Origin of the sequence: Aliidiomarina maris (genome assembly GCF_003987335.1) — a bacterium.
GTDB classification, from domain to species: Bacteria; Pseudomonadota; Gammaproteobacteria; order Enterobacterales; family Alteromonadaceae; genus Aliidiomarina; species Aliidiomarina maris.
Genome location: NZ_PIPK01000003.1, coordinates 144452 through 168972, shown reverse-complemented (window position 1 = coordinate 168972; position 24521 = coordinate 144452). Strand labels below are relative to the sequence as shown.

21 protein-coding genes are annotated in these 24521 nt (G+C 52.1%); 14 read left to right on the top strand and 7 right to left on the bottom strand.

Going from position 1 to position 24521, the window contains the following annotated elements:
* The first annotated feature begins 12 nt into the window (after window positions 1-12).
* The 8 genes from CWE07_RS05005 to CWE07_RS04970 all read left to right on the top strand — a co-directional run bounded on the left by CWE07_RS05005 (window position 13) and on the right by CWE07_RS04970 (window position 6187).
* Window positions 13-585: a pilus assembly FimT family protein gene (locus tag CWE07_RS05005; RefSeq protein WP_111568474.1), complete on the top strand. Its 573-nt coding sequence runs from the start codon at window positions 13-15 to the stop codon at window positions 583-585.
* Window positions 582-953 carry a type II secretion system minor pseudopilin GspI gene (gspI, locus tag CWE07_RS05000; protein ID WP_111568475.1) on the top strand — a complete coding sequence of 124 codons (372 nt, stop codon included), beginning with the start codon at window positions 582-584 and terminating at the stop codon, window positions 951-953. The genes CWE07_RS05005 and gspI overlap by 4 nt, the downstream gene beginning before the upstream one ends.
* The gene (gene gspJ, locus CWE07_RS04995) at window positions 950-1576 is read left to right on the top strand and encodes a type II secretion system minor pseudopilin GspJ (RefSeq protein ID WP_241974067.1); all 627 of its coding nucleotides are present in this window, start codon (window positions 950-952) and stop codon (window positions 1574-1576) included. Before gspI ends, gspJ begins: the two co-directional genes overlap by 4 nt.
* The gene (gene gspK, locus CWE07_RS04990; protein ID WP_111568476.1) at window positions 1573-2583 is read left to right on the top strand and encodes a type II secretion system minor pseudopilin GspK; all 1011 of its coding nucleotides are present in this window, start codon (window positions 1573-1575) and stop codon (window positions 2581-2583) included. Before gspJ ends, gspK begins: the two co-directional genes overlap by 4 nt.
* A complete protein-coding gene (gene gspL / locus CWE07_RS04985; RefSeq protein ID WP_157983223.1) occupies window positions 2576-3829 on the top strand; it encodes a type II secretion system protein GspL in 1254 nt (417 codons plus the stop codon). Before gspK ends, gspL begins: the two co-directional genes overlap by 8 nt.
* Window positions 3829-4362, top strand: a complete 534-nt coding sequence (gene gspM, locus CWE07_RS04980; RefSeq protein WP_111568478.1) for a type II secretion system protein GspM — start codon at window positions 3829-3831, stop codon at window positions 4360-4362. Before gspL ends, gspM begins: the two co-directional genes overlap by 1 nt.
* Window positions 4359-5096 carry a type II secretion system protein N gene (locus tag CWE07_RS04975; RefSeq protein WP_111568479.1) on the top strand — a complete coding sequence of 246 codons (738 nt, stop codon included), beginning with the start codon at window positions 4359-4361 and terminating at the stop codon, window positions 5094-5096. Before gspM ends, CWE07_RS04975 begins: the two co-directional genes overlap by 4 nt.
* Window positions 5097-5266: 170 nt before the next feature.
* On the top strand, window positions 5267-6187 hold the full coding sequence (locus CWE07_RS04970; RefSeq protein WP_111568480.1) for a mechanosensitive ion channel family protein: 921 nt from the start codon (window positions 5267-5269) through the stop codon (window positions 6185-6187).
* A 56-nt stretch (window positions 6188-6243) separates the two neighbouring features.
* Here the strand turns inward: CWE07_RS04970 and xseA are convergent, their stop codons facing one another.
* Window positions 6244-7674, bottom strand: coding sequence for an exodeoxyribonuclease VII large subunit (gene xseA / locus CWE07_RS04965; protein ID WP_198679882.1), 1431 nt, complete (start codon window positions 7672-7674; stop codon window positions 6244-6246).
* A 123-nt stretch (window positions 7675-7797) separates the two neighbouring features.
* Between xseA and guaB the strand changes: the two genes are divergently transcribed.
* From guaB to tadA, 4 genes are all read left to right on the top strand, one after another.
* Complete coding sequence (gene guaB, locus CWE07_RS04960; RefSeq protein ID WP_111568481.1) at window positions 7798-9264, top strand: IMP dehydrogenase; 1467 nt, start codon at window positions 7798-7800, stop codon at window positions 9262-9264.
* 80 nt (window positions 9265-9344) lie between these two features.
* Window positions 9345-10922 carry a glutamine-hydrolyzing GMP synthase gene (gene guaA, locus CWE07_RS04955; protein WP_111568482.1) on the top strand — a complete coding sequence of 526 codons (1578 nt, stop codon included), beginning with the start codon at window positions 9345-9347 and terminating at the stop codon, window positions 10920-10922.
* Window positions 10923-10937: 15 nt separating this feature from the next.
* Window positions 10938-12329, top strand: a complete 1392-nt coding sequence (locus tag CWE07_RS04950; RefSeq protein ID WP_111568483.1) for a Na+/H+ antiporter NhaC family protein — start codon at window positions 10938-10940, stop codon at window positions 12327-12329.
* Between the two features lie 428 nt (window positions 12330-12757).
* Entirely contained in the window at window positions 12758-13315 is a 558-nt protein-coding gene (gene tadA / locus CWE07_RS04945) for a tRNA adenosine(34) deaminase TadA (protein ID WP_111568484.1), read from the top strand.
* Here tadA and CWE07_RS14300 read toward each other — a convergent pair.
* Window positions 13312-13479, bottom strand: a complete 168-nt coding sequence (locus tag CWE07_RS14300) for a hypothetical protein (protein WP_157983222.1) — start codon at window positions 13477-13479, stop codon at window positions 13312-13314. The two genes, tadA and CWE07_RS14300, sit on opposite strands and share 4 nt — an antisense overlap.
* Entirely contained in the window at window positions 13476-14960 is a 1485-nt protein-coding gene (gene mltF, locus CWE07_RS04940) for a membrane-bound lytic murein transglycosylase MltF (protein WP_111568485.1), read from the bottom strand. Before mltF ends, CWE07_RS14300 begins: the two co-directional genes overlap by 4 nt.
* A gap of 142 nt (window positions 14961-15102) precedes the next feature.
* Between mltF and purL the strand changes: the two genes are divergently transcribed.
* Window positions 15103-19017, top strand: a complete 3915-nt coding sequence (gene purL, locus CWE07_RS04935) for a phosphoribosylformylglycinamidine synthase (protein WP_111568486.1) — start codon at window positions 15103-15105, stop codon at window positions 19015-19017.
* A 58-nt stretch (window positions 19018-19075) separates the two neighbouring features.
* On the opposite strand, the gene CWE07_RS04930 is transcribed toward purL, so the two are convergent.
* From CWE07_RS04930 to CWE07_RS04920, 4 genes are all read right to left on the bottom strand, one after another.
* Window positions 19076-20458 (bottom strand): alkaline phosphatase, encoded by a 1383-nt coding sequence (locus CWE07_RS04930; protein WP_111568487.1) that lies wholly within the window; start codon window positions 20456-20458, stop codon window positions 19076-19078.
* 49 nt (window positions 20459-20507) lie between these two features.
* Entirely contained in the window at window positions 20508-20615 is a 108-nt protein-coding gene (locus tag CWE07_RS14735; RefSeq protein WP_476723713.1) for a hypothetical protein, read from the bottom strand.
* The gene (locus CWE07_RS04925; protein ID WP_241974066.1) at window positions 20564-20941 is read right to left on the bottom strand and encodes a Smr/MutS family endonuclease; all 378 of its coding nucleotides are present in this window, start codon (window positions 20939-20941) and stop codon (window positions 20564-20566) included. Before CWE07_RS04925 ends, CWE07_RS14735 begins: the two co-directional genes overlap by 52 nt.
* Before the next feature lie 235 nt (window positions 20942-21176).
* A complete protein-coding gene (locus CWE07_RS04920) occupies window positions 21177-22409 on the bottom strand; it encodes a DcaP family trimeric outer membrane transporter (RefSeq protein WP_111568488.1) in 1233 nt (410 codons plus the stop codon).
* Between the two features lie 145 nt (window positions 22410-22554).
* On the opposite strand from CWE07_RS04920, the gene acs reads away from it, so the two are divergent.
* Window positions 22555-24498, top strand: coding sequence for an acetate--CoA ligase (gene acs, locus CWE07_RS04915; RefSeq protein ID WP_111568489.1), 1944 nt, complete (start codon window positions 22555-22557; stop codon window positions 24496-24498).
* The last annotated feature ends 23 nt before the right edge of the window (window positions 24499-24521 follow it).

The following is a 24521-nucleotide window of genomic DNA, read 5'->3' as shown; positions in this document are numbered from 1 at the left end:
CGAGGTATAGCCATGATGTCCATGCAGCAACGGCAGATGCGCGGCTTTACCTTGCTCGAAATTATTATTGTGGCGTTTATTCTTGCGTTAATTGCAGGGGCTGTGGTGGTCAATGTCACAGCGCCTCAGCGCGATAGCGATGTACAGACTGCCACTGTGGTGTTTAAAGAAAAGCTTGAGCATGCACGGCAGATGGCGCTTATCCGCAACTGGGTGATTGGTGTCGATGTGCAGGAACGTCATTATGCGTTTTATCGCTGGCAAGACAACCAATGGCAGGAAATGGTCGAGCCGCCGTTGCACCGTGTCGACTTTGAGCAACTGACATTAGAGCTGCAGCCGGGCAACTTTGCGTTATTAGACAATATTATCGATGGCGACCGCAGCGCCGTATTTCGCCCGGAGCGCGAGCGTAACGGCAATCGCGACGAGGACGAAATGGTCGTGCCGCGTTTGTTAGTGTTTGAAAGCAGTGATTTCGTGCCCTTTCAATTAGCAATCCGTGACCCATTTACTGGCGATTTTTTTGGCCTGGATGGACGGGATGGTTTACATCTAACTTTGGTTGAGGACGCGCTACGATGAGTCACCGCTCACACACGCGAGGGTTCACCTTAATTGAAGTCATGCTGGCGCTGAGTATATTCAGCCTTGCCGCTTTAGCAGCGCTCTCGGTCGCGAGTGAGCACTTACGCAGCATTACCATGATTGAAGCGCGTGCGTTTGCCACTATGGTGGCGTCGAACCGTATGGCGCAGGTGCATAGCAGTGATACCTGGCCGCCGCAAAATGGTGCCAGTGGGCAAATGCAGATGGCTGAGCAAACCTGGTATTGGCGCCAACAAGTGGTGGAAACGGTGACCGACGGTTTGCGTGAAGTCACTATTATTGTCAGCGATGAAGAAGACGGCGCGGAGAGTGCGCGGCTTGTTGGCTTCGTGGGGCGCCCATGAGCTCAGATGCGCCGATGACATCGCAACAGCAAGGTTTTACCTTAGTCGAGCTGCTGTTAGCTATGCTGATTTTTGCATTGATCGGCCTTGCCAGCGCCTTTGTACTGAACCAGATGTTAGTCAGCGATGAGCGCTCTTACGAGCGCCGTGAGCAATTGCAGCAAACTCAATATGCATTGCTGATGCTAGAGCGCGATGTGCGCCAAATGGTTGCGCGCCCGCTGCGCGCGCAACCAAGTGAAGCGCGCAATATTTATGTGTTATCAGGCAGCCGGATGACCGACAGCGACACCGATGGTTTAGGTTTTGTGCGCGCTGGGTGGAGCAACCCCGGTGCCATGTTGCCAAGATCGATGCTTCAGCCTGTGTTGTATCGCGTGCGTGACAATGTGTTGCAGCGGGTGAGTAGTGACTTTGTTGACGATGTAAGCGGACAGCCGCATGTGCAGGACTTGTTGACTGGCGTAGAAGATTTTCGCGTACGCTTTATTCACCAAGGCGAAGAGCTATTTGAATGGAATGTACGCGATGCATTGCCCGAGGTGGTGATTGTGACCTTAGTCACCGAAGAATACGGTGAAATCGAACGTTGGTTGTTGACTAGCGGTGAGGGCGCGTTATGAGGCCTTACGTTGCAAATCGCCAGCGCGGCGTTGCGCTCATTACTGTGCTGCTGGTGGTTGCCATTGTGGCGGTTATTGCAGTGAGCATGAGTGGGCGCTTAAAAGGTCAGGTAGATCGCGCCCAAGCCATGGAAATGTCAGAAAATGCCTATTGGTATTGGTTAAGTGCAGAAGCGCTGGTGCGCCAGGTACTCACCACCGAGCTTGAGAACGATGGCTACGCCAATCGCGACCAGAACTGGGCCACGCAGCAAGGGCCGTTCCCCGTTGACAATGGCTTAATCGGCGGGCGAGTGCGTGATTTACATGCGTGCTTTAACCTGAATGCGCTGTATCCGGGGACAGAAGAAACGCCGGTGGCGACCGCCGGTTTGGCCCTTGAGCAGTATCAGGCATTACTGACTGCGCTGGAATTTGATGATTTTACCAGCCAGCAATTATCCGCCACGTTATTGGATTGGTTGGACGATGATACGGTGTTAATCAATTCATATGGTGCGGAAGATGCTGACTATGAATCGCTGCCGCGGCCTTATCAAGCTGCGAATAGCATGATGAGCCATGTCAGCGAGTTACGCCAGGTGGTCGGCTACACCCAAGAGGTGTTTGAGCGTCTGCGCCCGCATGTGTGTGTGATCCCACAGCGCTCGGATTTAGCGCTTAATATCAACACCATGGACCCCGAGCGCCCTGAGTTACTCAGCGCTATGTTTCTCGGTGAATTGAGTGTCGATCAGGCGCGCGATATGCTGACCAGCTGGCCCCAAGGTGGCTATGACAGTGTGGACGAGATTTTGGCGTTGGCTGAATTACAAGGTTTAGTGCCTGAAGGCGATGAGCAAGCTCGCGGTGCCGAAAGCCTGACCGTTGAGAGTGAGTTTTTTGAATTACGCGCTGCGGTGCAGTTTGGCAACGCTGAGTTTTTTGCCGTGTCGATAGTGCAAGCGCGGGGCGATGAGACACGTGTGTTACATCGTTCACGCAGAGGATACGATTGGAATGACTAAACAATTAATTATAAGGCTGCCAGGCCATGCCCACAGCCAGGTTCCATGGGTGTTGTGGCAAAGTGGCGAAGCGCAGCATGAGCGCGGTGAGATTGTTGCACAAGGGCACGTGGAGCAGGCCAGTCAGCTGGGCGAGTTAGCGGCGTTGAGCCGCGATGCCAAAGTGACGGTTTTGGTCAGTAGTGCTGAAATTGGTTTTCACCAGTTAGATTTACCCCCCGGTTCGAAGCGCCACTTGGCGCAAGTAGTGCCCTACGCGCTGGAAGAAGACTTAGCCCAGGACATTCAAGAGCTGCACTTTGCGTGGCAAGCCGACGCGTGGCGCACGCCCAAAGGTGGCGAGCCTGCAGGGCTTCCGGTTGCCGTGGTGGCAAAGAAGCAACTACAAGCATGGCAAAGCTGGTTGGATGACGCAGGTGTTAGTTACAACGCCTTAATCCCTGATTTATTTATCTTGCCACAGGCTCCCGATGAATGGACCGCGATGCGAATTGCGGATGAAGTGGTAGTGCGCCACAGTGCCTGGCGCGGTTTTAGTATTGAGCAAACCCTATTTGCCGAATTGGCTGGGCTGTTTAGTGACGCGTTAACGCCACCTCAGCGCATTCGTTGCTTTGGTGACGTACAGTGGCCACAAGCACCAGCAGAGCTCAGTACTGTCGATCAAGCTGAACATGACACCGCACATTTATTGTTGTTAGCTCGTGCGGTGACCGCAGGTCAAAGCATTAATTTACTGCAAGGTGAATTTGCGAAAAAGCGGCAACGTAAAGCAACCCTCGGCGTGTGGCGCTGGCCAGCGGTTGCAGCCGCCGCATTGGTGGCTTTGCTGTTTATCGACAAAGGTTTATATATCTGGCAACTCAACCAGCAGCAAGCTCAGGTGCGGGCACAAATCGAGCAAAGGTATCGCGATACCTTCCCCAACGAAAGCCGGGTGGTGAATGTACGCGCCCAATTAAATCAACACTTAGCGCGCTTACAGGGGGGTGGTGAATCGAGTCAGGTGCTGGCGCTGCTAAGCCAATTGACGCCAGCCTTTGCGGGCACCGAACTGGATATTACCTTGATGCAGTTTGACGCCAACCGCAATGAGCTGCGTATTCAAGCCACCGCCGCGGACTTTGTGACCTTTGAGCGCTTTCGGGAATTAGCTACAGAACAGGAACTTGCCGTCGAGCAAGGGCAGTTAAATAGTCGTGCTGGCCGAATTGCTGGCACCTTAGTGGTGCGAGGGGGAAGCTAATGCGTGCACAGTTAACGCAACAAGTTAAACAATATCAGGCCAAAGGCACCCAATGGTGGCAAAAGCGCGAACCGCGCGAGCGCCAGTTGTTGAGTGTGATGGCGGTTCTCTTACTGGTCGCCATTTTCTGGTACGGCATTTGGCAGCCATTGAATGACGCGACAGTACGTGCAGAAACTCAGTTGGCAGCGCAGCAGGAAACCTTACGTTTTGTGATTGAAAATACACGCCAAATTGAGCAGTTACGCACCAATCGCCCGCAACAGGCACAAGCTCAGGCAGTCAGTAGTGAGCAGTTGAGCAGCTTCGTTAGCCGTACCAGTGGCCAGTTCAACCTTGAGGTGACGCGCTTGCAGCCGCAAAACGACGCCTTACAAGTGGTGTACAACGAGGCTGACTTCGATGCTTTGCTAAGCTTCTTAGCGCTGCTGAACGAGCGTCAAATTCAAATTGAAGCGATTGATATTGCGGAAGCTGGTGAACCTGGCGTGGTGCGGGTACGGCGCTTACAACTTAGAGCGGGAGGCGCATGAAGTATCTAGGAATAGGCGTGGCAGCACTGGTGATTTGGTTGCTGTTCTTGCTCGTGAGTTTGCCAGCGCGCTTCGCGCTGCAGTTTGCGCCCTTACCCCCGAATGTAGCGGTTGGTGGTGTCGAGGGTAGTATCTGGCAGGGTAGTATTGACGCATTATTAGTGGACGATATGCTGTTGCGCGATGTGCAGTGGCAGTTACGCCCGTTGGCATTGTTACGTGGCCAGCTGGCGGCTGATATTCAGTTGGCAGATCATCTGGATAACATCGCAGTCGGCAATGCCCGCGTGCTGTTGTCACGCCAGCAAGTCGAAGTTGAGCAGCTGCAAGTGGAAGCCCGCTTAGTGGATTTAGCTGCCTACGCCCCCGAGCCAAGCCCGTTCCCACTGCGTGGTGATGTGCGTATCGAATTGGCACAGTTCACCTTAGGCCAACCGATTTGTGACACTGCGAGTGGCCAGGTCGAGCTGATTGGTGGCGCCATCCAGGTGGGTCAAAACTGGGAAAGTTTGGGTGTGTTGAGTGCGAACATTGGCTGTGAAGATGGCTGGCTGAGTGCCGAGCTTGGGCCCAATACCTTGGGTCTAACTGCGAGTATGCGTGCAAGTTTAGCGGGTGCACAAGGTGAGTTTCAGATTCAGCCTTCAAGCGAAGCGCCACGCACGATTCGCAACATTGTATCGTTATTACCTGAGCAAGGCCTGCGGCCTCAGCGTTTTCAGGTTCGCTTTTAAGCTACTCGGGTCATGTTTCCGGCTCATGTCTGCGGGTAATGTTTTCGGGGAATGCGCTTAAGTGCTTCATATCGAAAGTTAAATGCGCTGAATGGTTGCATAAGCTAAGTATTTCATTAAGCTGATAGTATCAACTTAGGGATACTCCCCAATATTTAGAAGGATAACACATGAACGAGTTATGGTTGTGGCTGGAAGATAACCAAGGGCTTATCGTGGCATACGCGCTGCGCTTTATCGTTGGTTTGGCGATTTTAATTGGCGGTTTTATTTTATCGGGCATATTAAGCCGACAAATTATCAAGCGCTTAGATAAAACTAAAATCGACAACGCGGTGGTGTCTTTCTTAGCCGGTATCGTGCGCGCCATAGTGGTGGCCGCTGCCATTATGATGGCGCTGTCCCATGTGGGTATTCAAACCACCTCATTCATTGCGATTTTAGGTGCGATGGGTTTGGCAGTTGGCCTGTCATTGCAAGGTTCACTGGCGAACTTTGCCTCCGGCGTGCTGATCATGATTTATCGTCCATTTAAAGCCGGCGATTACGTCGATGCTGGCGGTATTGCGGGTACGGTGATTGGTATCGAGCTATTTACTACCGTACTAAAAACGCCGGACAGCAAAAAAGTTGTGGTACCGAATTCACGGATTACTTCAAGTCCGATCACAAACTTCTCGGAGCACCCGACGCGCCGTGTCGATATGGTGATTGGTGTGAGCTATAACTCAGACCTGCGTAAAGCCAAAGAGGTATTAATGCGGGTGTTGAAAGAAGATGAGCGTGTACTGGAAGAACCTGCACCGCGCGTGTCAGTCACGGAGCTGGCGGATTCGTCCGTTAACTTTATCGTGCGCCCTTGGGTGAAAAGTGAAGACTACTGGCCGTTTTACTGGGACACGATGGAAAAAATTAAACTGACGCTGGACGAAGAAGGCATCGGCATTCCGTTCCCGCAAATGGATGTGCATTTGCATCAGGCAGGCAGTGACGAAGGTCCGATTCGGATCGCGTCTACGGTCACTCAGGCAGTTGCTGATAAAAGCACTGATAGCGCTCAAGCAGACAAACAACATGGTAATCACGGCTAACCGTGCGTAAACCAGATACAAAAAAGCATGCGGCAGCATGCTTTTTTTATGCCTGTTTACTTGTTGTCTGCTGACTTGTTGCCTGTTGAATGGCTCTCTGTGTGCGACTTTAAAGCGGTTACCTGACTTTTAATCGTACCCTCAGCAATGCGCGTGTGAAGCACGTCGCCAACCTTGAGTTGGCTGACGTTCTTAATAACCTGACCTTGCGCGTCTTGGCTAATGCTGTAACCCCGGCTTAAAGTGTTCAGCGGCGACACCATCTGCAACAGTTGCACCTGACTACCAAAACGTTGCTGCGCTTGTTTTAATTGTAGTTGTAGCGCGCGGTTGGCACGCTGGGTTTGCTGCGCTAACTGCTGATTAGCCTGTTGTACAATACGTTGTGGTTGAATTGCGCGGGTGCGCTCTTGGCCGGTGTGCGCACGTTGCTGGAGCTGCTGCAGCATACGGCTAATGCCTTGCTGCATCCGCCGTTGTAAATCATCCAGTTGTTGGCCTTGTTGCTGTAATTGCTGTTGCGGGTGCAGCGGTTGCAGGCGCTGTTGCATCAGCGCAAAACGATGATTGGCACCGCGCAGTTGGTGTTGCCACGCACGCCAAAGTCGCTGCGCCATCAGCTGTTGCTGGGCTTTTAAATGCGAGCGGTCCTGGCTTAATAACTCTGCAGCGGCGGACGGGGTCGCGGCGCGCACATCGGCCACAAAATCACAGATAGAAAAGTCGACTTCGTGGCCGACGGCACTGACAATGGGTAAGCGGCTGGTAAATACCACCCGGGCTAAGGTTTCGTCATTAAAACACCATAAGTCTTCAAGCGAGCCACCCCCGCGGGTCAGCAAAATAACATCCACTTCCTGGCGTTGGTTGGCGATATTCAGTGCGCTAATTAACTGCGCTGGCGCCTGTTCACCTTGTACCTGGGCAGGGTAGACCACCACTTCAACACTGGGGTCACGGCGTTTGAGTACCGCTAGCACGTCGTGTAGGGCTGCACCAGTGGCCGACGTCACCACACCAATGCGCCGTACCGGCTGAGGTAGCGGCTTTTTGTGTTGCGGGTCAAATAAACCTTCTGCCTGCAAGCGCGCCTTGAGCTGTTCGAACTGCTGTTGCAGCAAACCGACACCTGCGTCTTCCATATGCTCTGCAATGAGCTGGTAGTCACCGCGCGGTTCGTACAAACCAATTTTGGCACGCACCAGCACTTGCTTGCCGTTACCGACTTGGGTCATCACGCGTTGGTTGGCACCGCGAAACATTGCGCAGCGCACCTGGGCTTTATCGTCTTTGAGGGTGAAATACCAATGCCCAGAGCTCGGCGCGGAAAAGTTTGAAATTTCGCCGACTATCCAGACGTCGCCAAAATGACTTTCCAGCAAGCGTCGCACCGATGTATTCAGCTTTGACACGCTGAAAATAGTGCGCTGAGGCGTGTTAGCACGCCCTGAATGAGCAAAAAAATCGTCGCTAGGAGTATGGTTCACGCCGTGTCCTCGGTTAAAAAGCCAGTGCTAAATTAAAAAACTAGTTTACTGGAGCTATACAGATGAGTAAAATACCGCCGCAACATTGATTCAGCTCCCACCTTACGAAAGAGAGATGTTGCCATGCTACGAATTGCTCAAGAAGCGCTTACCTTTGACGACGTATTGCTCGTCCCAGCCCACTCAACAGTATTACCACACACCGCCGATTTGCGTACGCGTTTAACGCGCAAAATTGAATTAAATATCCCGATGGTGTCGTCTGCGATGGACACGGTAACCGAGGCGGACTTAGCGATCGCGCTAGCGCAAGAAGGTGGCATTGGCTTTATTCATAAGAACATGAGCATCAGCGAACAAGCCGCGCATGTGCGTAAAGTGAAAAAGTACGAGAGCGGGATTGTCAAAGACCCGGTCACTGTCACCCCAGATATGAGTATTGCAGAGGTCAAAGCCTTAGCCCGTGAACACGGCTTCCATGGCTTCCCAGTAGTACAAAAACAACGTTTAGTCGGTATCGTAACGGGCCGCGACACACGTTTTGAAGACGATAGCCATAAAACTGTTGCTGATGTGATGACTCAGGAATCACGCTTGGTGACGGTGAAGCAAAACGCCACAAGCGAAGAAATCCTCGCGCTGATGCACGAGCACCGCATCGAGAAAATTCTAGTTACCGACGACAACCAAGCCTTGGTTGGCATGATCACCTTAAAAGACTTCGAAAAAGCAGCCAACAAACCGAACGCGTGTAAAGACGAGCAAGGTCGTTTGCGTGTAGGCGCTGCTGTTGGTGTCGGCGCTGGCACCGAAGACCGTGTCGCTGCCTTGGTGGAAGTGGGTGTCGATGTGATTTTGATTGATACTTCCCACGGTCACTCTGAAGGCGTGCTGGAGCGTGTGCGTTGGGTACGTAAAAACTTCCCGAACATTCAATTGATTGCTGGTAACGTAGCGACCAAAGAGGGCGCTTTGGCGCTGGCAGACGCCGGTGTTGATGCGGTCAAAGTAGGCATTGGCCCAGGCTCAATTTGTACCACGCGGATTGTCACCGGTTGTGGCGTGCCGCAAATCACCGCCATTGCCGATGCCGTTGAAGCACTCAAAGACTTGGACATTCCAGTGATTGCCGATGGTGGCATTCGCTTTTCAGGCGATATCGCGAAAGCCATTGTCGCTGGCGCAAGCTGTGTCATGGTCGGTAGCATGCTGGCGGGCACCGAAGAAGCCCCAGGCGAAGTTGAACTGTACCAAGGCCGTTATTATAAATCATACCGTGGTATGGGCAGCTTAGGCGCAATGAACCAAAGCCACGGCTCGTCTGACCGCTACTTCCAAAGCAGTAACCAAGCCGAAAAATTGGTGCCTGAAGGGATTGAAGGGCGCGTTGCTTATAAAGGCCCAATGGCCGCGATTATTCACCAGCAAATGGGCGGTTTACGTTCCGCCATGGGCCTGACGGGTTCAGCGGATATCTTAACCTTGCGCACTAAGCCTCAATTTGTACGCGTAACGTCTGCCGGTATGGGTGAGTCCCATGTACATGACGTGCAAATTACCAAAGAAGCACCGAACTACCGCATGGGCTAGGCCTGTAACAACCGATTAAAACTATGGCAGGCTTGCCTGCCATACATTCGCCGTACATTGAAATACATTCGAGAGAGCACATGACCACAGATATTCATCAACACCGCATCCTGATTTTAGATTTTGGTTCTCAGTACACCCAGCTGATCGCACGCCGCATCCGTGAAATCGGCGTGTATTGCGAACTATGGGCGTGGGACGTCGATGCCGAGGACATTAAAGCCTTTAACCCGCAAGGGATTATCTTATCTGGTGGCCCTGAGAGCGTGCCAGAGCCAGGTTCGCCACGCGCCCCTGCGTATGTATTTGAAGCTGGCGTACCCGTGTTAGGTGTGTGTTACGGCATGCAAACTATGGCTGAGCAATTAGGCGGCAAGGTACAAGGTTCTGACGAGCGCGAATTTGGCTATGCACAAATTGAGCGGGTTGCAGAAAGTGATTTATTCAAGAATATTGAAGACGCCATCAGTGCCGACGGTAAACCATTGCTGGATGTGTGGATGAGCCATGGTGATAAAGTGATTGAAATCCCGCCTGGCTTTGAAACGGTCGCGCGCACTCGTACGTGTCCGCATGCCGCCATGGCAGACACCCAACGTCATTTTTACGGCATGCAATTTCACCCGGAAGTGACCCACACGCGCCAGGGTTTGCGCATGTTAGAGCACTTTGTGAATGACATCTGCGGCTGTGACAACCTTTGGACCCCTGCGACCATTATTGATGACGCGATTGAGCGTATTCGTGAGCAAGTCGGCAGCGATAAAGTGATTTTAGGCTTGTCTGGCGGCGTTGATTCGTCAGTCACCGCGATGCTGTTGCACCGTGCAATTGGCTCGCAGCTAACCTGTGTATTTGTTGACAACGGCTTATTGCGCCTGAATGAAGGCGATCAGGTGATTGAAATGTTTGGCGATCACTTTGGCCTTAATATCGTGCGCGTCGATGCCGAAGACCGCTTCTTGAGTGAATTAGCCGGTGTTACTGACCCTGAGTTAAAGCGCAAAACCATTGGCCGCGTGTTCATTGAAGTATTCGACGAGCAAGCCAGTGCAATCCAAAACGTGAAATGGTTAGCCCAAGGCACCATCTACCCTGACGTGATTGAGTCGGCGGGCTCAAAAACGGGTAAAGCACATGTGATTAAATCTCACCACAATGTCGGTGGCTTGCCAGAAGACATGGCATTGAGCTTAGTTGAGCCATTGCGTGAATTGTTTAAAGACGAAGTGCGCAAGATTGGCCTTGAGCTTGGCTTGCCTTATGACATGCTGTACCGCCACCCATTCCCGGGCCCAGGTTTAGGGGTTCGTGTCTTGGCCGAAGTACGCAAAGAATATTGTGATTTGCTACGCCGCGCCGACCATATTTTTATCGAAGAGCTGCGCAATTCAGGTTGGTATGACAAGGTTAGCCAAGCGTTTGCAGTATTCTTACCGGTGCGCTCTGTGGGCGTCATGGGCGACGCACGTAAGTACGATTGGGTGATTGCAGTGCGAGCTGTCGAAACCATCGACTTTATGACCGCACGCTGGGCACATTTGCCATACGATTTGCTGGAACGCGTTTCTAACCGTATTATTAATGAAATCAGTGGCATTTCACGCGTTGTCTATGACATCTCGGGCAAACCGCCTGCCACGATTGAGTGGGAATAATAAGAAGGACTTACCATGCTGACTGAAGGTAGCTGGTGGAGCCTGTTACCTTCGTTGCTGGCGATTGTATTTGCTATCCTCACCCGGCGCGTCATTCTGGCGCTGCTCGGTGGGGTTATTCTGGCAAATATCCTCTATACCGCACCGGATTTACTGGCCGCCATTGTTGCAAGTATCACTGCCCTTGGCAGTGCGTTGATTGATCTGGGCAATATTCAAATCTGGGCGTTTACGCTAATAATTGGCGCGCTGTTTGGTGTGCTCGAGGGTGGCGGCACTTTCCAGCACTTTGTGCGCGCATTGGAAAAGCGTCAATTGGGCGACTCTCCGCGTAAAGCGCGGCTATTTACCTGGCTGCTCGGAATTGCCGTGTTTATCGAATCGAACGTCTCGATTATGACTTCAGGCACGACGTCGCGGCCACTGTATGATCGCTTGGGCGAGTCGCGCGAAAAGTTGGCCTACATCATTGATTCCACCTGTGCGCCTATCTGTATTTTGATCCCGCTGAATGCGTGGGGTGCGTTTAACTTAGGCTTAATTAGCGCTCAAGACATCGCTAACCCACTAGCGACGTTTGCCCAATCTTTGTTATTTAACTTCTACGCGATTTTGGCCATTTTGTTGGCATTGTTTGTGGCATGGACCGGCTGGAGCATTGGCCCGATGCGCCAAGCTGATGCGGCTGCTCGCCAGCGTGTTCACAATATTCGTGCGCAAGCAGCACCACTGGATGCTATTCAATACGATAGTTTGGCGGCCAAAGGGGTGTTGGCAAGCTTAGTCAGCATGGTAGTGATGGTGCCTGTAATGCTGACCGTGACTGGCGGTGGCAATATCGTACGCGGTGCTGGCACTACAAGTGTGCTGGTGGCGGTGAGTGTTGCTTTAGTGATTGCTCTTGGCTTTACCCGTAAAACCCAAGCCTTGCCATGGTCCGAGATTACCAAGCATGCACTGCGCGGCGCACGGGCAATTTTACCGCTGGCCGTTATTTTGTGGCTTGCCATGGTGCTGGGTGACATGACGCGCGCCCTAGGTACCGCCGACTTTATTACTGGCTTAATTGATGACAGCTTCCCGCTATGGTTGTTACTGCCGATTATTTTTATCTTATCGGCACTCACTGCGTTTGCGATTGGTTCGAGTTGGGGCACGTTCGCGATTATGCTGCCTTTAGCCATTCCTTTAGCGCTGAACTTAGGTTTACCGCCTGCGCCTTTCATTGCAGCGGCGATTTCGGGCGGCATATTTGGTGATCACGCCTCGCCGATTAGCGATACCACGATACTCGCGTCTCTGGCAGCGGGTACCGAGCATATCGACCACGTGCGCACTCAGTTACCCTACGCGTTGTTAGCCGCTGCGGGTACGGTGGTGTTGTACACCCTTTGGGGTCTGGTATAGCGTTTTTATGACCTTCGACTATGATAATAAGCATAGTTAACTATTCTCAACTGACGTCGATCGACGTCAGTTGAATGCTTAAAGCCGACGTTCAAAACCTATAGTAAGTGACGGTTATTTTTAAGTTATTGATATTTATCTGTTTATTATTTTTTAAAAGTTGGCCTAGGCTTTGCAAACATCTGATCGTAGTGACAAGGATTGTTGCACATGGATGTGACGCAAGGACACGCCTCAGGATAGAGGCAAAGGGAATTTACTACGGAAGGTTGCAAGGACCTGAGCTCATGGAGAGCTCCCCGCGAAGGACTCGCAACTAGGGATGCGCAAGGACAGATCAAGGACCAGCCCGCAATGGATGCGGGCTTTTTCTTTTGTGCCCACGAATACGTTATACTAGCCCTCGAACTAGCCGTAGGGTACCCAACATGCCAGCAGACCTCGACCAACAACCCCAGAATCACTCTGAAGCCTCTCACCAGGACATCAGCGCTGAAGACCTGCGTATGATGCAACAAGCATTGGCGTTAGCAGCCCAAGCCGAGGCTTTAGGTGAAGTGCCGGTGGGTGCTGTGGTGGTGTATCAAGGTGACATTATTGGCCGCGGCTACAACCGCATGATCACGGATGCGGACCCCTCAGCCCATGCTGAAATGGTGGCGATGCGCGAAGCGGCAGCGTGGCTAAAAAACTACCGTACCCTCGATACTACACTCTATGTGACCTTAGAACCGTGCCCAATGTGCGCTGGCATGCTGGTGCATAGTCGGGTTAAACGCGTGGTGTTTGGGGCGTATGATGCAAAAACAGGTGCCGCAGGCAGTGTGTTTAATCTATTGCAAGAGCCACGTTTAAATCATCAAGTCGAACTATGTGGCGGGGTGATGGCTGAAGCTTGCGCCACGCAATTATCGAACTTCTTCCGTCAGCGCCGAGCCGCTAAAAAAGCGCTTAAACAAGCAGCAAAAATACAGCCCAGCGACTAATCGCCAGACTCTTCCTGCTCTAATTTTAGATTAAACCCTTGCTGGTAAAACCATTTGGAACGTCGGTCAATCAAGGTTAAGCGATGCTTACGCCAGGTTTGACGACGACGCTCATTGGGTAAAAAGCGCTGGCGCTTGCCCCCTAAACCATTGGCTCGTTTCATTCGTCTACCTCGTCAACACGCATCTCTACTGAATTGGTTGCAGGCTCTTCTGCCACCATTAAGTGTTCAGGATAGGGTATGCGGCCTTGTTCGTCGAGCCAGCGCAAGGTGTCGTAGTAACGTCGAATATTACCGACGTAGGTAACCGGCTCGTCACCGCGCGCAAAACCAAAGCGAGTGTGCTGGTAATGTTGCTTTTGGCGCAACAGCGGCAGGCGCTGGCGCACGTCGACCCAATAGTCTGGGTCACCGCCTTGGCGACGGGTAATTTCACGCGCATCATTTAAATGACCCAAGCCGACGTTATAGGCGGCAAGGGCAAACCAAGTGCGATCAGGCTCGGTCATGCGCGCGGGTAAACGTTCACGCAAGCGGGTTAAATAGCGCGCACCGCCACGAATACTTTGCTCAGCATCCAGCCGACTACGCACCCCCATCGAGCGGGCAGTGGGCAGGGTTAGCATCATCATGCCGCGCACCCCAGTCGGCGAGCGTGCCCAAGGGTCCCATAAACTTTCCTGGTAGCTAACTGCTGCCAGTAAGCGCCAGTCAAGCTCACCGGCGTACTGCTGAAACAGCTCAATGTAGTCTGGTAGCGTGTCATTGACGGCCTGAATAAACAGTTGGGTGTCGACATAATTAAATTGCTTCACATGGCCCCAGTACCGATCAACCAGCTTAATAATTTCGCCGCTGTCATGTTGACGACCAATAAATTCAATCGCGGTGGCATACAGCGAGTCGTCATCGTTTTGTGGAAATGCCCATGCCAGTGGGGCGTCGTTACGCACCGTAAACGCAACGCTTAAATCAGGGAATGCGCGGCGCTTAACGTCCAGGGTATTGGTGTCGGCAATGGTGTAAGCAATTTCTTCGTTAATCACTTTGGTTAACAGCTCATCGGCATCGTATAGCCGTGTGGTGCGCCAATTCAGCTCGGGGTAGTCGCGCTCGATATCGTACAGGTATTCTTCATGGCTACTGCCTGCGACTACCACAAGATCGCCTTCAAGTTCCTGCCAGTCACGTGGGCGTGAGCGCGCGCCTTGTTTGTAGACTAAGCGCTGATCAACCTGATGGTAATAAGGCGTAAAGCGCATGCTTTTGCGCCGTTTTGTAGTGACATCCAAACCCGCGGCAATAAAGTCGATGTCGCCATTGGCAAGGTCGTTAAATAGATCTTCAATGTGTACGCGAGGCTCAACCGATAACTCGACACCAAGTTCATTGGCAAGTTGTTGCGCCAATTCAAATTCGAACCCAGCCTCGCCGTCTTCACGTAAAAAATAACCAGATGAGTTCATTAGCGTGCCCACGGTTAAATAGCCACGTGCTTGCACTTGTTGTAGGTGGTTTGGTTGGCCGCTGTCCTGGCTACAGGCCGCAAGTAACCACGCCGCGGCGAGCCACGCGCTGGCGAGCGCAAAGCCACGTTGGGCGCGCTGGAAAATAAAATTGTGCTGATGAAGTCGCTTAAACATGAATTCCCCTGATATGTACGGCTCTCTTTATACCATGCAAAAACACCGACTGCATTGTCATTTATGTCGCAAAATATGACCATATTCTTTATAATCGAGAGCCACCAGACACTTGCTCAATCAACCTGCGGAGTCCAGACCAGTGCAAATTTTGCGTGGCGCCCCTGCCTTATCCGATTTTCGTCAACAAAAACTCATTCAACGCATGCAGCAATCGGGCCTAGATGTCCGCGCTGTCAGTGCAGAATTTATTCACCTGTACCATGCGAACCCTGCGTTGGATGACGCGCAGCAAAACGTACTGAAGCAACTATTAACCTACGGCCCAGCGCGCCAAGGTAGCACCCAGCAAGGTCGTGAGGTGTTTGTCACCCCACGCGTTGGCACTATCTCGCCGTGGTCGTCGAAAGCGACCGATATTGCCCACAATTGCGGGCTTAACCAAGTGAAGCGCGTTGAACGCGGTATTTTATATCGTGTTGAGGGTGACTTCGACGCTGAGCAATGGCAGCAAGTGATTGGCTTCTTACACGACCGCATGACCGAAAGCAGCTTCGACAGCATCGAGGCCGCTGCCGTGTTATTTGCTAAAGCTGACCCTAAGCCGCTGACAGCCGTTGATATTCTTGCCCAAGGCCGAGACGCGCTGGCGCGTGCCAATATCCAATTAGGTTTGGCACTGGCAGACGATGAGATTGATTACTTAGTCGATAATTTCCGCGCTTTAGGGCGTAACCCCAACGACATCGAACTGTATATGTTTGCGCAGGCAAATTCCGAGCATTGCCGCCACAAAATCTTCAATGCTGACTGGACCATTGATGGTGTGCAGCAAAGTAAATCGTTATTCGGGATGATTAAAAATACCTTCAAAACCACCCCGGATTTCGTATTGTCAGCCTACAAAGACAACGCGGCGGTGATGGAAGGGTCAAAAGCCGGGCGTTTTTTCCCTGCGCCCTTGCATAGCCAAAGCGCTGGTTTCACCCCAGGCGAATATGGTTATGTGAATGAAAACATTCACATTTTGATGAAAGTTGAAACCCACAATCACCCCACCGCAATTTCGCCGTACCCAGGTGCCGCGACGGGTTCAGGTGGTGAAATTCGTGACGAAGGTGCCACTGGCATAGGTGCTAAGCCAAAAGCTGGATTAGTCGGCTTTACCGTGTCTAACTTACGTATTCCCGGGTTTGAACAGCCTTGGGAAGAAGATTTCGGCAAGCCAGATCGAATCGTGACGGCGCTGGATATTATGCTCGAGGGTCCACTGGGTGGTGCGGCATTTAATAATGAATTCGGCCGCCCGAACATTGTCGGTTACTTCCGTACCTACGAAGGCCAGGTCGCCAGCCATAATGGCGTTGAACTGCGTGGTTACCATAAGCCAATTATGCTCGCCGGTGGTTTGGGTAATATTCGAGACAGCCATGTAGAGAAACATGAAATTCCAGTGGGCGCGCCGTTAGTGGTACTTGGCGGCCCGGCGATGAATATTGGTTTAGGTGGTGGTGCGGCCTCGTCGATGACTTCAGGTACCTCGTCAGCGGAGCTTGATTTTGCCTCGGTACAGCGCGATAACCCTGAAATTGAACGACGCTGCCAGGAAGTGATTGATCGTTGTTGGCAAATGGGCGACGACAACCCGATTGTATTTATCCATGACGTCGGTGCTGGCGGCTTATCTAACGCAATGCCGGAGCTGGTGAATGATGGCGAGCGCGGCGGCCGTTTTGAATTGCGCGCGATTCCAAATGACGAACCAGGTATGAGCCCGCTGGCGATTTGGTGTAACGAGTCGCAGGAACGTTATGTACTCGCAATTGCGCCTGAGCGCCTCGAGATATTTAGCCAACTGTGTGAGCGTGAACGCGCGCCGTTTGCAGTCATTGGGCATGCGACAGAAGAACGTCATTTGACCCTGCACGATGACGTATTCGATAACAACCCAGTGGACATGCCGTTGAACGTACTGTTAGGCAAGCCACCCAAAATGCATCGTGACGTGGCTACCTTGAAAGCGCAAGGTGATGCATTTGATGCCCAGCAAGTTGATATTAAAGACGCGGTAGAGCGCATTCTGCGCTTACCGACGGTCGCCGAGAAAACTTTCTTAATCACAATTGGCGACCGCTCGGTGACCGGCCTGGTGGCACGCGACCAAATGGTAGGGCCGTGGCAAATTCCAGTGGCAAACTGTGGGGTGACTGCCGCGTCCTATGACAGCTATGCAGGTGAAGCGATGTCGATGGGTGAGCGCACCCCAGTCGCATTGCTTGATTTTGCCGCGTCGGCGCGATTGGCGGTGGCAGAGTCGATTACCAATATTGCAGCGAACGCGATTGGCGACCTGAAACGAATCAAGTTATCAGCCAACTGGATGGCGGCAGCAGGCCACCCAGGTGAAGACGCGGGTTTGTATGCAGCGGTCAAAGCCGTTGGTGAAGAGCTATGCCCTGCATTAGGGTTAACCATTCCAGTGGGTAAAGACTCAATGTCGATGAAGACCCAGTGGCAAGCGCCGAATGGTGACGACAAAGCGGTGACTTCACCAATGTCGTTGGTGATTACCGCATTTAGTCGCGTCACGGATGTGCGCCAGCATGTCACCCCGCAATTACAACCGGGCGATAGCGCGGATCAGCAACTGTTTTTACTTGACCTTGGTCGTGGGCAAAATCGTTTAGGCGGTTCAGCTTTGGCGCAAGTGTACCGTCAACTTGGCCATACCAGTGCCGATTTAGACGCGCCACAGGACTTACAAGGGTTCTTCGACGTGGTGCAGGCGCTGGTGGCAGAGCAGCAATTACTGGCCTACCACGACCGCTCAGACGGCGGCTTGTTTACCACCATTGCGGAAATGACATTTGCCGGACATTGTGGTGCGCGTATTCAGTTACCTGACAACGCAAACGCGATGGCGGCTTTGTTTAGCGAAGAGCTCGGCGCGGTTTTACAAGTGAATCAGGCAGGGGCCGCACGCATTGAACAGCTATGTGCTGAACATGGCATCAGCGATATGCTGGTTGCGCTGGGTGAAGTGACATCCGGTGATAGCATTGACATTTACCAAGGCGAGCAGTTGTTGCTAAGCGACAGCCGTGCGCGTTTGCGTGCGATGTGGGCAGAAACCACGGATCAGATGCAACGCTTACGCGACAACCCTGCGTGTGTGGACGAAGAATGGGCCAGCAAAACCGATACAAACAACCCTGGCTTACACGCGCATTTAACCTTTGATGTCGCAGAAGACATCGCTGCGCCATATATCAGCAAAGGCGCCGCGCCACAGGTGGCAATATTGCGTGAGCAGGGCGTCAATTCGCACTACGAAATGGCCGCTGCGTTTGACCGTGCAGGCTTTAAAGCCATTGACGTGCATATGAGCGACATATTGTCAGGACGTATCGATTTAGCACAGTTCCAAGCGTTGGCTGCCTGCGGCGGCTTCTCGTACGGTGACGTGCTGGGTGCAGGCGAAGGCTGGGCGAAGTCTATTCTATTTAACCCGCGAGCGCGTGAGCAGTTTGCTGACTTCTTTGCCCGCCAGGACACGCTGTCTTTAGGGGTGTGTAACGGCTGTCAAATGCTGTCGAACCTGCATAGTTTAATTCCAGGCGCTGACGGCTGGCCACGTTTCGTGACCAATAAATCTGAGCGCTTTGAAGCGCGGGTGAGCATGGTGGAAGTGCAGGAATCACCGTCACTGTGGTTTGCCGGCATGCAAGGTTCACGTATGCCTATCGCCGTGTCGCACGGTGAGGGTCGTACCGAGTTCGCTGACGCCAATGGTGCCGCAAAGCTTGACGCGGCAGGTTTGGTGGCACTGCGCTTTGTAGACAACTACGGCAAAGTGACGGAACAATACCCAGCCAACCCGAATGGGTCGGTCAATGGTGCGACAGGTATCAGCAGCCAGGACGGCCGCGTCACCTTGATGATGCCACACCCTGAACGCGTATTCCGGACGGTAGCGAATTCATGGCACCCAGCGACCTGGGGCGAGGACAGCCCGTGGATGCGTTTATTCCGTAATGCCCGCCGCACAATCGGTTAATAGCACTTAGCAAAAAGCCTGCAATAGCAGGCTTTTTTACGGCAGTTATAGGCAACAGTTAATCGTTGGCTTTAATCCATTCAATGAACTGATTCGCGATGTCGCTATGGTCTTGCACGCCGCGGAAATAGTCAGCCCATGGGCCTGCTGCGATAACAGGTACGTCTTCGCCGGTGTGCCCGCCTGTGGTCCAGCCAGCGCGAGTGTGGTAGTTAAGAATATCGCGCAGCACGTCATTAATAGCGACGCGATGGTTGTCGCCCTCGTACTCTGCTACGTCAGCAATGGCCTGTTGTTGCTCGGTGCTGAGTGGGTAGGGTAGGTGCTTTTCAATGTAAGCTTCCCAATCTATCCATGGCATGTCCATCAGCTCGGTGGCCATAGTGCGCAAGGCACGACCTTGACGTTGAATTTCCTGTACACGGAATTGGTAATGACCGTCTGCGCCTAAGGTCAAACCGCCGGTTGAATGGTCTGCTGTTACCACCAAGGCGGTATCGCCGCGCTCTTCAACGTAGGGTACTAAGAACTCAAGCAATTCTTCCAGCTCGCGCATTTCATGCATGGCGCAACCAATGTCGTTACCATGGCCACACCAGTCAATCATCGAAGCTTCAATCATTATCACGAAAGGTTTGTCTTCATTTTCAAGCAGGCGCAAGCTTTCTTCCGTCATTTGCTTTAAACGTGGTTCAGAGTCAATGACGTAAGGCAAATTACGGTCAGCCAATAACCCAATTAATGGCAAACGTTGTTGAGTTTGCAGTGCTTCAAGGCTTTCTACTACGCGCATACCGTTGTTACGGAAATACTCTAAATGGTCGACCGCTGGTTCATCACCGTCCGCAGGGCGCACAAAGAAATCGCGTCCGCCGCCGACTAACAAGTCAAACTTCCACTCACCGTCTTCGTTGCGGGTGGCAAATTGGTCTGCGATCTGGTTTTCCATCCGGCGGCTTTCAGCTTGAGTGAAAAATGCCGCCGGCGTGGCATGGGTAACTTGAACCGTGGCCAAGGCGGCAGTGAGCATGCCACGCTCGTTGGCATATTCCATCATGCTTTTCACAGGTTCACGGTTCGGATCTAAGCCAATGGCACCGTTGTAGGTCTTAATGCCTGATGCCAAAGTGGTGGCGCTGGCGGCAGAATCCGTGACCAGGGTGTCGTCGGCAGGATAGGTGGATGCAGAGCCCACTAAATAACGGTCAAAAATCGTATGCTCGATGTCGGCGCGGTCTGTCATGCCACGACTGTCTTTAAAATAGCGATACGCATGCAAGTAGGGTGAACCCATGCCATCGCCAATCACCATAATGAGGTTGCGCGGGGTTTCGCGCTCAGTCTCGGCATAAGCCGTGGACGTTGTGGCGAAGGTGAAACCAGCAACAGCGAGCAAGCTGGTGCCAGTGATAAGGGTTTTAGCAACAAGTTTATGCAACATGTTAGGTCCTGTGAGTTTTTATCGAATTAAATAAGCTAAAGCAGACCGCCTAGCGCCGGCGGTTACGCTCTTTGTTGGCTATCTTAGCAGCCGTATTTTTCTTTATCATGACATAAGTGGCGCCTGCGCCCCCATGTTCGGGGCGCGCACTGTGCACCGCCAGCACGGGTTCAAGTTCAGACTTGCCCCTGGGGTGTACTGACCACGCTTTAAGCTGCGAAATACGCCGTCCTGAACGCCATTACGGCGCCAACCGATGGGGTCGTCGGGTTCTATCCAATCACTAATAAACTCACTCAATGCATCAGCTGGGTGGTCTTGCGCACTGGCGGCGGCAGCCTTTTGGCGTTCCTTTTGCGCTAACGTGGGGGCAAACGCTTGACGGATTTCCGCCACTTTGTCGCCTTTTAATCGCACCACATCATCGCCAAACAGGTCTGTGAACGAGTGCTCATCTTGCTTTAAGTTGGCATGGTTACTCATGACTACCTCCACCGTACTGAAGTTATCAACGCCTATGATAGCAAAGCTAACCAGCGCTGTTGAGTTCGAATGCGCCCAACGCGGCGTTGCACGCGTTTAGGCGATAGCGACACGAGTCTATGACTCGTATCCCCATGCATACGTAGCAGGCATAAAAAAAGCCGCTGCAAGTGCAGCGGCTAAAGAAAAAAGCTTTTAGGTCAAACCCTTCAAGCTTTGGTCGCTAAAGCGCAACTTAGAAATTGTAAATCGCAGAGAACTGTAGGCGGTCAAGGTTACCGTCGGCACCGCTAATCAATTCGCGGTTAGCGCGGCTCAATTCACCACCTACCACTAAACGCTCGTTGACTTGGTACATCATGTTCACTGCAGCACGCTGTGTGCTGTCGTTTGCTAAAATACCAGTGAATTCAGATGCGTTTTCAACATCAGCACGTGAGTAGATGAAGTTGGTGCGCCATTTTTCGTTCCAAACATGGCGGTACGCAAAGGTGTAACCAGTGACGTCAATCGCGTCCAGGTTAAATTCGTCATTGATGACGGCGCCATTACTTAAGTTAACGCCCACGTAACGACCTAAGCCTTGACCGTGAACTACGCTGGCACGGATATCGTGTGGACCGATGTCCCAACGCATCGCTAAGTTAACACCAAATGCGTTTTCAGTATCGCTGACAGTGCCATCGACGCCGTTAATGGTGGTGTTAAAGTTACGCATTTCAAGGCGGCGGTAAATACCCGCAACTGTGAAGTGAACGTTGTCAACGCGGGTGGTGTATCGCGCGGTGATATCAGGCATCGCGGTGTCACCGGTGGTAATGCGCTGGGTGCCGCCCAAGTATGGGGTGACGGTCGTTTCTGGTTGCTCAACCGAGACCGAGAAGCCGTTATCAAAGGTGTAACGAATTTGCGCTTGACGGGTAAACACAGTGCCGTCTGCAACACCGATAAAGTCAGGTGCTTCTGGAATAATGGCTAGGTCCTGGAAGTTACTCCAAGTCTGGCCTAAGCGCCAGCCACGAAAATCGATATACGCTTGGCGCATACGCGGGGAGTAAGAGTTGGTCACACGCTTGTCAGCGCCAACAGTGCCGATAAAATCGAATTCAAAATAGCCCTCGATGGTTTCGCCGTTGGCTAGCTGGTGTGACGTACCAAAGAAGAAACGTGATTCACGGGCGTGAATGTCGGTCACAGTGTTTGAAGTACCAGCGCCAACAGGTGTGAGGCCAGGAATATACATGTTACGGCCCATACTATCGGTATCAATGGTACCGTTGTCAAAACGGCTAGTCAGCATGTCCAGCTTGATATAACCACCGAAGCGAAAATCGGTGTTACCAACGGTAAATTCAGTGTTAGCACTGGCGCTGCTGGCGCCAGCTAGGGCTGTAAGGCCCACTAAACCTGCGGCTACAGCGCTGGTGACGCGACTTTTCTTAAGGGGTTTAATATGTGCTGTCATCATGATTGACCTTTTTTAAGGATATAAAAACAGAAACTATATGTTGTGCCAAACAGGCTAAGAGTTTCAATCTAGACTATGGTCTAATAGGTTTAACACCCTGTTAACTAGTACAACTAAAGGCACATTTGAATCAGGAGGAGTAGTCATGGCTCAAGCTCAATATCCAATGCCTGCTGCATTAAAAAAAGAAGCACGACTGGATGCTGCCAAGTACCAGGACATGTACACCAAGTCGATTAATGACCCAGAAGCCTTTTGGGCCGAGCATGGTAAACGGATTAGCTGGTTTACGCCATACACCAAGGTCAAAAACACCCACTTTGGTAAAGACGACGTCACCATTGAGTGGTTTCGTGACGGAACTTTGAACGCTTGTTATAACTGCGTCGACCGCCACTTACCTGAGCGCGCCGATAAAACTGCGATTGTATGGGAAGGCGACGATGTGGATGAGCAAAAGCACATCACGTTCCGTGAATTGCATGAGCAGGTGGCGAAACTTGCCAATGGTTTAAAAAAGCTTGGTGTTAAGAAAGGCGACCGCGTGGCGATTTACATGCCGATGGTGCCGGAAGCCGCGTTTGCGATGCTTGCCTGTGCCCGCATTGGTGCGGTGCATTCGGTTATTTTCGCAGGCTTCTCGCCCCATGCGATTGCTGATCGCGTGAATGACTGCGAAGCCAAGGTAATTATTACTGCTAATGAAGGCCGCCGTGGTAGTAAAGGCGTAGCACTTAAAGCGAATGTTGATAAAGCAGTCGCAGACAATGCCTGCCCATCGGTGACCAACGTGCTGGTATTTAAGCACACCGATACTGATGTAGCCTGGAACCAAGGTTTAGATGTCTGGTGGCATGAACTGCTTGGCGATTGTGACAGTGACTGCCCAGCCGAGGTCATGCAAGCCGAAGACCCGCTGTTCATTTTATATACCTCTGGCTCCACAGGTAAACCTAAGGGCGTGCAACACACCACAGGTGGCTACATGGTGTATGCATCAATGACCCATGAGTACGTGTTTGATCTGCGTGAGGACGATGTTTATTGGTGTGCTGCTGATGTGGGCTGGATTACCGGCCATAGCTATATTGTGTATGGTCCATTAGCGAATGGCACCACCACCTTAATGTTTGAAGGGGTACCAACTTACCCAGACGAAACTCGAATTGCCAAAATTGTCGATAAGCATCAGGTGACAATTTTATACACCGCACCAACTGCCATTCGTGCCTTAATGGCTAAAGGCGATGCGGCGGCGCGTGGTACCAAGCGCGATAGTTTGCGAATTCTGGGCTCAGTGGGTGAACCGATTAACCCGGAAGCTTGGGACTGGTACTTTAACCGTATCGGTAACGGCAACTGCCCGATTATGGATACCTTCTGGCAAACGGAAACCGGCGGCATTATGATCACGCCATTGCCAGCGGTAAAAGATATGAAACCAGGCAGTGCGATGACACCATTCTTTGGGGTCAAGCCAGGCTTGGTCGATAACGAAGGTAAGGCGTTACAAGGTGCTGCCGAGGGTAACCTGGTAATTGCCGATTCATGGCCGGGTCAGTCGCGCACCTTGTGGGGCGACCACGAGCGCTTTATTCAGACCTATTTTAGTACCTACCCAGGCTATTATTTTACTGGTGACGGTGCCAAAGTAGACGCCGATGGTGATTACACCATTACCGGCCGTGTCGATGACGTGTTGAACGTATCTGGCCACCGGTTAGGCACTGCGGAAATTGAAAGCGCGTTGGTGGCTCACGAAGCAGTGGCTGAAGCTGCAGTAGTTGGCTTTCCCCACGACATCAAAGGCCAAGGCATTTATGTGTATGTCACTGTGGTGGAAGGTACCGAGGCCAGCGACGACTTACGCAAAGAATTGATTAAATGGGTGCGCACGGACTTAAGCCCGATAGCGACCCCTGACTTTATTCAATTTGCGCCAGGCTTACCAAAAACGCGTTCAGGCAAAATTATGCGTCGTATTCTGCGCAAAATTGCAGCCAACGAATTCGAGAGTCTGGGTGATACCTCTACGCTTGCTGATCCAAGTGTGGTAGATTCACTGATCGATAATCGTCTCAATAAGTAAGGCCGTCAAAGGTTTGGACGGCG

Bases quoted from the DNA above. Each gene is read 5' to 3' on its own strand.
- CWE07_RS04950 (WP_111568483.1), top strand. From the start codon at position 10,938: ATGCTGACTGAAGGTAGCTGGTGGAGCCTGTTACCTTCGTTGCTGGCG.
- CWE07_RS04925 (WP_241974066.1), bottom strand. From the start codon at position 20,941: ATGAGTAACCATGCCAACTTAAAGCAAGATGAGCACTCGTTCACAGAC.
- mltF (WP_111568485.1), bottom strand. From the start codon at position 14,960: ATGTTTAAGCGACTTCATCAGCACAATTTTATTTTCCAGCGCGCCCAA.
- CWE07_RS04930 (WP_111568487.1), bottom strand. From the start codon at position 20,458: ATGTTGCATAAACTTGTTGCTAAAACCCTTATCACTGGCACCAGCTTG.
- guaB (WP_111568481.1), top strand. From the start codon at position 7,798: ATGCTACGAATTGCTCAAGAAGCGCTTACCTTTGACGACGTATTGCTC.
- CWE07_RS04970 (WP_111568480.1), top strand. From the start codon at position 5,267: ATGAACGAGTTATGGTTGTGGCTGGAAGATAACCAAGGGCTTATCGTG.
- CWE07_RS04975 (WP_111568479.1), top strand. From the start codon at position 4,359: ATGAAGTATCTAGGAATAGGCGTGGCAGCACTGGTGATTTGGTTGCTG.
- guaA (WP_111568482.1), top strand. From the start codon at position 9,345: ATGACCACAGATATTCATCAACACCGCATCCTGATTTTAGATTTTGGT.
- CWE07_RS05005 (WP_111568474.1), top strand. From the start codon at position 13: ATGATGTCCATGCAGCAACGGCAGATGCGCGGCTTTACCTTGCTCGAA.
- CWE07_RS04920 (WP_111568488.1), bottom strand. From the start codon at position 22,409: ATGATGACAGCACATATTAAACCCCTTAAGAAAAGTCGCGTCACCAGC.
- tadA (WP_111568484.1), top strand. From the start codon at position 12,758: ATGCCAGCAGACCTCGACCAACAACCCCAGAATCACTCTGAAGCCTCT.
- gspM (WP_111568478.1), top strand. From the start codon at position 3,829: ATGCGTGCACAGTTAACGCAACAAGTTAAACAATATCAGGCCAAAGGC.
- acs (WP_111568489.1), top strand. From the start codon at position 22,555: ATGGCTCAAGCTCAATATCCAATGCCTGCTGCATTAAAAAAAGAAGCA.
- CWE07_RS14300 (WP_157983222.1), bottom strand. From the start codon at position 13,479: ATGAAACGAGCCAATGGTTTAGGGGGCAAGCGCCAGCGCTTTTTACCC.
- gspK (WP_111568476.1), top strand. From the start codon at position 1,573: ATGAGGCCTTACGTTGCAAATCGCCAGCGCGGCGTTGCGCTCATTACT.
- gspL (WP_157983223.1), top strand. From the start codon at position 2,576: ATGACTAAACAATTAATTATAAGGCTGCCAGGCCATGCCCACAGCCAG.
- gspJ (WP_241974067.1), top strand. From the start codon at position 950: ATGAGCTCAGATGCGCCGATGACATCGCAACAGCAAGGTTTTACCTTA.
- gspI (WP_111568475.1), top strand. From the start codon at position 582: ATGAGTCACCGCTCACACACGCGAGGGTTCACCTTAATTGAAGTCATG.